Below are 6,561 nucleotides of genomic sequence, written 5' to 3' on the forward strand. Positions count from 1 at the left end.
GATGAACGGGTGCACCGTCACCGGGTCTCCTTCGCGAAGAGAGCCGTGGCCCGCTTGAGAACCTCGACGTCCTCGCGCAGGCGGCGGTTCTCCCGCCGCAGTCGGGCCGGCTCCTGGCGCTCGTCCGGGGCCGAAGCCCCTGATCAGAGGTGTCCGTCGAAGCGGATCAAGCCCAGATCAAGCCCATTCCGCCAGGCAGACCGCCGGTGCGCAGCCTGGTGGCCCGACGGTGCGCATGCCAAGTGTGCCCTTCGCCGAGCACCCGCTGCCGCACCGTGGAACGGCCGGTCGACAGCGGGCGTCCGTTCCGGAGATGGCCGCCCCTGCACGGCCGGTCCACGCTCAGGCGTTCCGGGGTGGGGCGGCCGGGCCGAGTGCAGCGGATCGGGGCGGCGAAGCCCCGAGGTGCGGAGCCAATCGGGATCGCTTTAGCTGGAGTGGGTCCGGCCGACCGCCGAACCCGCTACTGAACAGAGCCCTGCCTGCCCCGCCTGTGATCGGTGTGGCAGAGCTCCTGGAGGTAGTCATGGAAATCCGTATGATCACCTGTGCCGTATTCCTGACTGCGGGCTGCGCCTTCACTGCTTTCACCGCGGGGTCCGCCGGATCGGGTGCAACGAGCGGTGCGTCGGCCGCCGCACTCGTCGAGTGTCCTTCGGCGAGTGAGGGGGAGGAGCCTCAGCACGACGCGATGCTACCGATCTCCTTCCGATTCGATGCGCCCGAGGACATGGCCTCCAGCTGCTCAGGCGAGTCACCCGGCCTGGGCCGGTATCCGTACGAGCCCGCAGCCGCGGTCGCTCCCGTGGCGGACAGCAACTCGGCATCGGCCAGCAGCGCCGGGTCATCCGGAACTAGCTCTTCCGTCTCTGTCAGCCCTTCAGCCTCCAATAGCAGCAGCTCCTCCGCGAGCGGCAGCCCTTCAGCCTCCAGCAGCGGCAGCTCCTCCGCGAGCGGCAGCCCTTCAGCCTCCAACAGCGGCAGCTCCTCCGCGAGCGGCAGCGGCAGCTCCTCAGCGTCCACGTCACGCTCCGCCAGCGCCTCCGCCACCGTCACGACAACCGTGACGGCCACGACAACAGCCACGACAACGGCCACGGGCCCCACGACCACCGTCACTGCGACCACTGCCCCTGAGGCCAGCACTCCTGGCGCGGTCGCAGCCGGTGACGGCAGCACCGCAGCAGGAGGGGGCTCCCCCGAAACGGCCGGCCTGGTCGCTGTGATGTGCGTGGCAGCCGGAGGCATCCTCTTCGTTCTGGGCCGTCGGCTCAGGCGTACCGGCACCCATCGCTGACCCATGCCATTGCGAGGGACAACCATGGTGATCTGGGCCGCCGCGGCCGCGCTGGCCTGCGCCGGCTATTTCCTGGGCATCCAGCTGACCAGCAGGTCGGTGGAGTACGAGCGCACCGAAGCCCCCCAACCGGCTCAGACCGGGCTGCCCTCGCTCTCCATCAGGTCAGGCGGTGAGACCCCTGCCGGAACACCGTCGCTGGATTCGGCGGATCCCGTACGGATCGACGTACCGAGTCTGGGCATCCACGCCACGCTCCTGTCCCTCGGGCTGGACGCCGACGGAGCCGTAGCCGTCCCTACCCCTTCCCAGGCCGCCCAGCCGGCCTGGTACAACGGAAGCTCCACGCCCGGCCAGGCGGGGCCGACCGTCATCGTCGGCCACGTCGACTCCCGCGAACTCCCGGGCCACAAAGCAGTGTTTTTCAGCCTTGGCGCCGCCAAGAAGGGGGACGAGGTCGACATCCTCCGGGAGGACGGCATCACAGTGGTCTACACCGTGGACACGGCGACTCTCCTCGACAAGGAGAACTTCCCGTCACGGGAGGTCTACGGGATGACCCCGGCCCCCACTCTCAGGCTGATCACCTGCGGAGGTGACTACCACGCCTCCGCAGGCGGATATTCGGCGAACGTCGTCGTCTTCGGCCACTATTCGGGGATCCGTCACGCAGGTTGAGCGACACCGGTTCCGGTACGCCGTTCCTCGCGCGGCGCTTCTACGGCGTCCCCGCCACGGCCCCCTTGGCCCGGCCGCTGCGAACGAACGCGAGAACCCCGGCCGTTCCCAGGCACGCCACGGCAGCGACCAGCAGAGGACCGGAGAGCACACCTGACGTGAGGACGGCCTTTCCCGCGAGACTCGAGTCCGTGAGCGCCGTTCCGACTCCCGCGCCGGTGACCATCGCGGTCAGGGTGACTCCGGACGCCTCGCCTGCCCGCTCCCGGCGGACGACGGACTGCGTGGCGATGGTGGTGAGGCAGTAGCCGAGCTGAAGCGCGGCACAACACACGCCGACCGCCACGATGTAGAACGGAAGACCGTGAGCACTCGCCACGGCGAGGAGGGCCGCCCCACCGATCGCCGTAGCGGCGGCCAGCACCCGCAGGGGGCTCCGCCGCCGCGAGAGCCTTCCCGCGACCGGTCCCATCAGGGCGATCGCTATGGCGGGCAGAAGGTAGGCGACCCCGGCCCCGACCGGGGACAGATGCCTCACCTGCTGCAGGTACAGGGCGGCAACGGCGAGACAGACCGCGATCGCCGCATTGGCGACCGTTCCCGTCGAGGTGATCATCACGTACTTCCGGTCACGGAACAGGCTGAGGTTGATCAACGGGTGCCTGACCCGTGACTCCACGACGACGAAGGCCACCAGAGCCAGCGCGCCGACCGCGAACAGGCCCAGCGTCCGGGCCGACACCCAACCCCACGCGTGGCTCCGGTCGACACCTCCGATGAGAGCAGCCACGGCGACCGTCACCAGAGCCACTCCGGGCCAGTCGACGACCGTCTGCTTCCTGCCCCTGTCCGACGTCGGGATCTTTCGTATCAGCAGCGCCGCCACCATCGCGAAAGGTACGTTGATCAGGAAGATCCAGCGCCATCCCGCCCACTCCGTCAGCGCGCCTCCGACGAACGGACCCGCGGCAGTGCCCACGCCGGCCACGGCGAATGCGAAGCCCATGGCTCGGCCACGCTGTGCGGCGGGGAAGACGTCGGTGAGCAGTGCGAGGCCGACCGGCATGATCATCGCCGCGCCGGCACCTTGGACCACGCGCAGTGCCACCAGAACTCCGGCGGACGAGACCAGTGCGCAGGCAAGGGAAGCGGCACCGAAGACGGTGACGCCGATCAGAAGGACGCGGCGGTGGCCCAGGAGATCGCCCAGCCGCCCGAACGCGATCATCAGCGCGCCTGCCGCAAGCAGGTATCCGCTGACCGCCCACTGCATGGCGGCCGGAGCGACATGCAGGTCGGCGGCCATGCTCGGCACGGCGAGGTTCAGGGTGAAGAGGTCCAACTGCACGCAGAACAGGGCCAAGGAGACCGCCCACAGAGCGAAACGGGTGGGACGGATTGCGGATGCAGACATCGTGAACCCCAGAGAAGCTGCCGTGGGCGGCGTATCGGCACAGGTGCACCGTCCGGGCTTCAGCCCGTGCCCATGCCTCGACCGTACGAAGGCGTGTCCGGGTACCGGGCCCACTGATCAGCCGACAGGGCGGGGGATCTCGTCGGCCACCGGTCCGGCATGTGCAGGTCAGCTGGGTCCCAGGAGTCGATCTCGACGAACGCCTGCCGGAGCAGCCGGTTGTGGACAACTGCCGTGAGTGTCACGGCAGGCCTTGACATCCAGGCCGCCACCACAGGTCGGGATTGATTTCGTTTGCCGACGATAGGACACTCAGGAAGGCCGTGGTCCAGGAGCCGGCCGGACGCCCGCGCAGCAGGCAAGGCCGACGAGGAGCATGGCCACGGGGAACACCAGGGCAGCCTGTGTGGCGGTGGTGGAGGTGCTTCCGAGCTGGGCCTGGAGGAGGCCGCCGGTGACGGCGCTGCCGATCGCACCGCCGAGCTGACGGGTGGTGTCGAAGACGCCTGATGCAGCACCGATCAGCGAGAGTTCGAGGCTCCGGGTCGCGATGCCGTCGAGCGGAGCGGAGAGCAGTCCGATACCGGTACCGGACCGAGCAGCGAAGGCATCAATGCCCACAGGCTGACGCCCGGATCCAGCTGCCGGGCGAGGGACCCGGTGCCCAGGATCAGCAGGGTGCACCCGAGGGCCGCGAGTGCGCGCGGGCTGGCGGTGTCGGACCGCTTCCCGGCGAGACGGGCGCACAGCGCGTACAGCGCCGCTTGGGGACTCGTGGACAGAGAGGAAGGGAGGGGGTGGCGGAGCAGGCGTCGCAGTTCGTCATGGCCCTGGATCAGCGTCCGGGGTCGAGTGCGCCGGTCGATGCTTCGGCTGGCGGCAGGACACCGGGTCGCTGGGGAACTGACTGGTCACCAGTAGGTCCTGTCGTGACGATCGGCAGACTACCGTCCCAAACGGTGCGAAAGGCGCCGCTCTTGGGGAGACGCTCCCGTCAACCGAAGAGATCGGTTCTGCGGATCGTGGTGATGTGAGAGCGCAGGCCGCCGCCGGTGGCCACTCTGCCTTCTGCCGGCCCGGCCTGGTCGGCCTGGTCGGCCGGTTGCTCGTCGGAGGGAGGAATCCACCGGGCTTGGACGGCTACCATGAACGCGCTCCACGCGGCAGTCGCCGTCCGGCCACTCGCGGTGACTCCCATAGCTGAGGATGTGACTTCGAAACCGTCTGCCACCGGTTCGATCCGTACGGTCGGCCGCACCACTCCACCATCCTCCCGGCTGATCCGAGTAAGGACCTTCAAGCATCGCTCCGAAGGCACGGACGGGGCAACCGTGGGGCTCGGGCGGCGCGCGCTTCGGCCGCCGGTGGACCGTGGTGACGCTCTCACTGCTGCCACACGCTCACGTAGTCGACCTTCATCGTCGCCGGAGTGACGACAGGCCCTCCGATGAATGGCTGGACGGCGTTGTTGAGGATGAGGTACATCGGCGCATCGGTGGAGGTGGGGACCGAACCGGTCTCAACGCCGTCGTAGTAGTAGGTGACCGATCCTGGCTCCCATACGGCGCCATAGGTGTGCCATCCGGTGTAGTCACCCGTGGCGCATCCTCCGGGACCGCCGGAGAGGCTGTGGAAGTGCCAGCAGGCCTGGCCTCCGAGGCCTTCCATGATGTCTATCTCGCCAGTCTGCGGCCAGCGTGAACCGTCGGTCCACCAGGCGGGCCAGTTGGCGATCGTTCCGGCACCTCCGGGGGGCAGGTAGATGCGCGCTTCGAAGGCACCGTAGGTGAAATCGGCTTTTCCGCTGCTGTTGACCATGCCGGAGGTGAAGGGCCGCTCGACTCCTGCACAGGTCGACGCCTTTGCATCGGCGGTCAGGTTCAGACTGCCATCGCCGACTGTCACGTGGGAGGGGTCATAGCACTGCCGTTCGCTTGCCTGGACAGGTGCGGTGATGCCTGGGGCGAGCCAGCCGGTGGACCACGAGGACGTGTCCAACTGGGTTCCGTCGAATCCGTCGTGGAAGACCGACCGCCACGAACCGGGGATGCCCAGCGGGGCAGCCTGATCGGAGTCTTCGGGGGAGCCGGACCCCACATCGTCCGGGCCGCTCTCCGCCGGGGACGAAGTGGCCTGGGCGGATGCGTCGGTGACGGTGAGTGTCGTCGGGGGCAAGTTGATGTACATCCCGGCGATGCGGTAGAAGCCGAAGACGGTGAAGGTCCCGGGGGGCAGCGCCAGCCTGCCCGAAGCGAAGGTGTACCCCTCAGGGCAGATCCGGACGTCGTTCTGCGCTCCGGGATAGTCAAGATGGCGGCCCGCCTCGTCACGCACGGCAACCCCGAGAGCGCGCACCGTGGTGCAGGTGTCCGCATGGACGGTCAGGCGTGCATTCGCCGGAGAGCCGGTCGCGGCGGATCCTAGGTCAAGGGCGTCCTGGGACAATCCGGCATCAGCGGCGGCACCCGTGGACACGAGCGCGAACTGGGACCCGATGAGGGCCAGGACAACCATGATGATGACCACGGCCAGGCGCTTCACTGCTGGCCTCTCCGCGGCCTGCCGGAACCCGGCGCCAGCTAGCCGGGCGCGAGGTGGCCGACTTGGTGCGTCGCTTGTCGAGGCCCCCCAGCCTACTGCGCCGGTCCGGCTCGGAGAAGGCCGGCCGGGAGGCCTCGGACTCAACCCTTGGGAAGTGTCATCCCCAATTCCAGCATGGCTGGGAGGCAGAGCCGCCCTCGGAGCGCTCGGTCCTGTAACCCTCTACCCGCGGGGCCACCGTCCTCGGATCAACGGCTTCCGACGGCGCTCCGGTGGCGTACAGGCCTTGTGGCTGCTCGTCGCGGTCGCGCGTCGCGGTGGTAGGCGGGCCGGCCCGGCGGGACGGTAGCCGCTCCAGGGATTGACGGACATAGTCGAGCGGGTCGATGCTCTCCAGCCACACGAGGTCCGTCTCGTTGGCAAGCTCCGCCGGATCGATCAACGCGCTCACGCCTGCTGCTCCTCGGCATCCGGATCGGCCAGCAAGCCGATTTGATGGACTGTCGGCAGCTCGCGGCCGCGCTCGGCCTGGAGCCGGTCCCGGCGAAGGTCGAGGGGGTGCGGTCGAAGGTGAAGCGCCTGGCCTCGCGAGGCTGGCTGGCTGGCTGGCTGGCTGGCTGGCTGGCTGGCT

7 protein-coding genes are annotated in these 6,561 nt (G+C 68.8%); 1 reads left to right on the plus strand and 6 read right to left on the minus strand.

The window, feature by feature from the left end; translation table 11 throughout:
* Positions 1-678: 678 nt before the first annotated feature.
* Positions 679-1,098, minus strand: a complete 420-nt coding sequence (locus AA75_RS07935) for a hypothetical protein (protein ID WP_149038010.1) — start codon at positions 1,096-1,098, stop codon at positions 679-681.
* Positions 1,099-1,321: 223 nt separating this feature from the next.
* Here AA75_RS07935 and AA75_RS07940 point away from each other — a divergent pair, with 223 nt between their 5' ends.
* Positions 1,322-1,975 (plus strand): class F sortase, encoded by a 654-nt coding sequence (locus tag AA75_RS07940; RefSeq protein ID WP_051811992.1) that lies wholly within the window; start codon positions 1,322-1,324, stop codon positions 1,973-1,975.
* A 40-nt stretch (positions 1,976-2,015) separates the two neighbouring features.
* Here AA75_RS07940 and AA75_RS07945 read toward each other — a convergent pair whose 3' ends face one another.
* The 5 genes from AA75_RS07945 to AA75_RS51395 form a co-directional block, all read right to left on the minus strand.
* Positions 2,016-3,389: an MFS transporter gene (locus tag AA75_RS07945; protein ID WP_051811993.1), complete on the minus strand. Its 1,374-nt coding sequence runs from the start codon at positions 3,387-3,389 to the stop codon at positions 2,016-2,018.
* 312 nt (positions 3,390-3,701) lie between these two features.
* Positions 3,702-4,010: a hypothetical protein gene (locus AA75_RS07955; RefSeq protein ID WP_033819105.1), complete on the minus strand. Its 309-nt coding sequence runs from the start codon at positions 4,008-4,010 to the stop codon at positions 3,702-3,704.
* A 762-nt stretch (positions 4,011-4,772) separates the two neighbouring features.
* On the minus strand, positions 4,773-5,930 hold the full coding sequence (locus tag AA75_RS07960; protein ID WP_051811994.1) for a family 16 glycosylhydrolase: 1,158 nt from the start codon (positions 5,928-5,930) through the stop codon (positions 4,773-4,775).
* A gap of 157 nt (positions 5,931-6,087) precedes the next feature.
* On the minus strand, positions 6,088-6,381 hold the full coding sequence (locus AA75_RS07965; protein WP_033819106.1) for a DUF6009 family protein: 294 nt from the start codon (positions 6,379-6,381) through the stop codon (positions 6,088-6,090).
* A partial coding sequence (locus tag AA75_RS51395) for a hypothetical protein (protein WP_206743433.1) occupies positions 6,378-6,561 on the minus strand: 184 nt, incomplete at its 5' end. The genes AA75_RS51395 and AA75_RS07965, both read right to left, overlap by 4 nt.

The organism is Kitasatospora sp. MBT63 (assembly GCF_000710465.2).
Lineage (GTDB): Bacteria > Actinomycetota > Actinomycetes > Streptomycetales > Streptomycetaceae > Kitasatospora.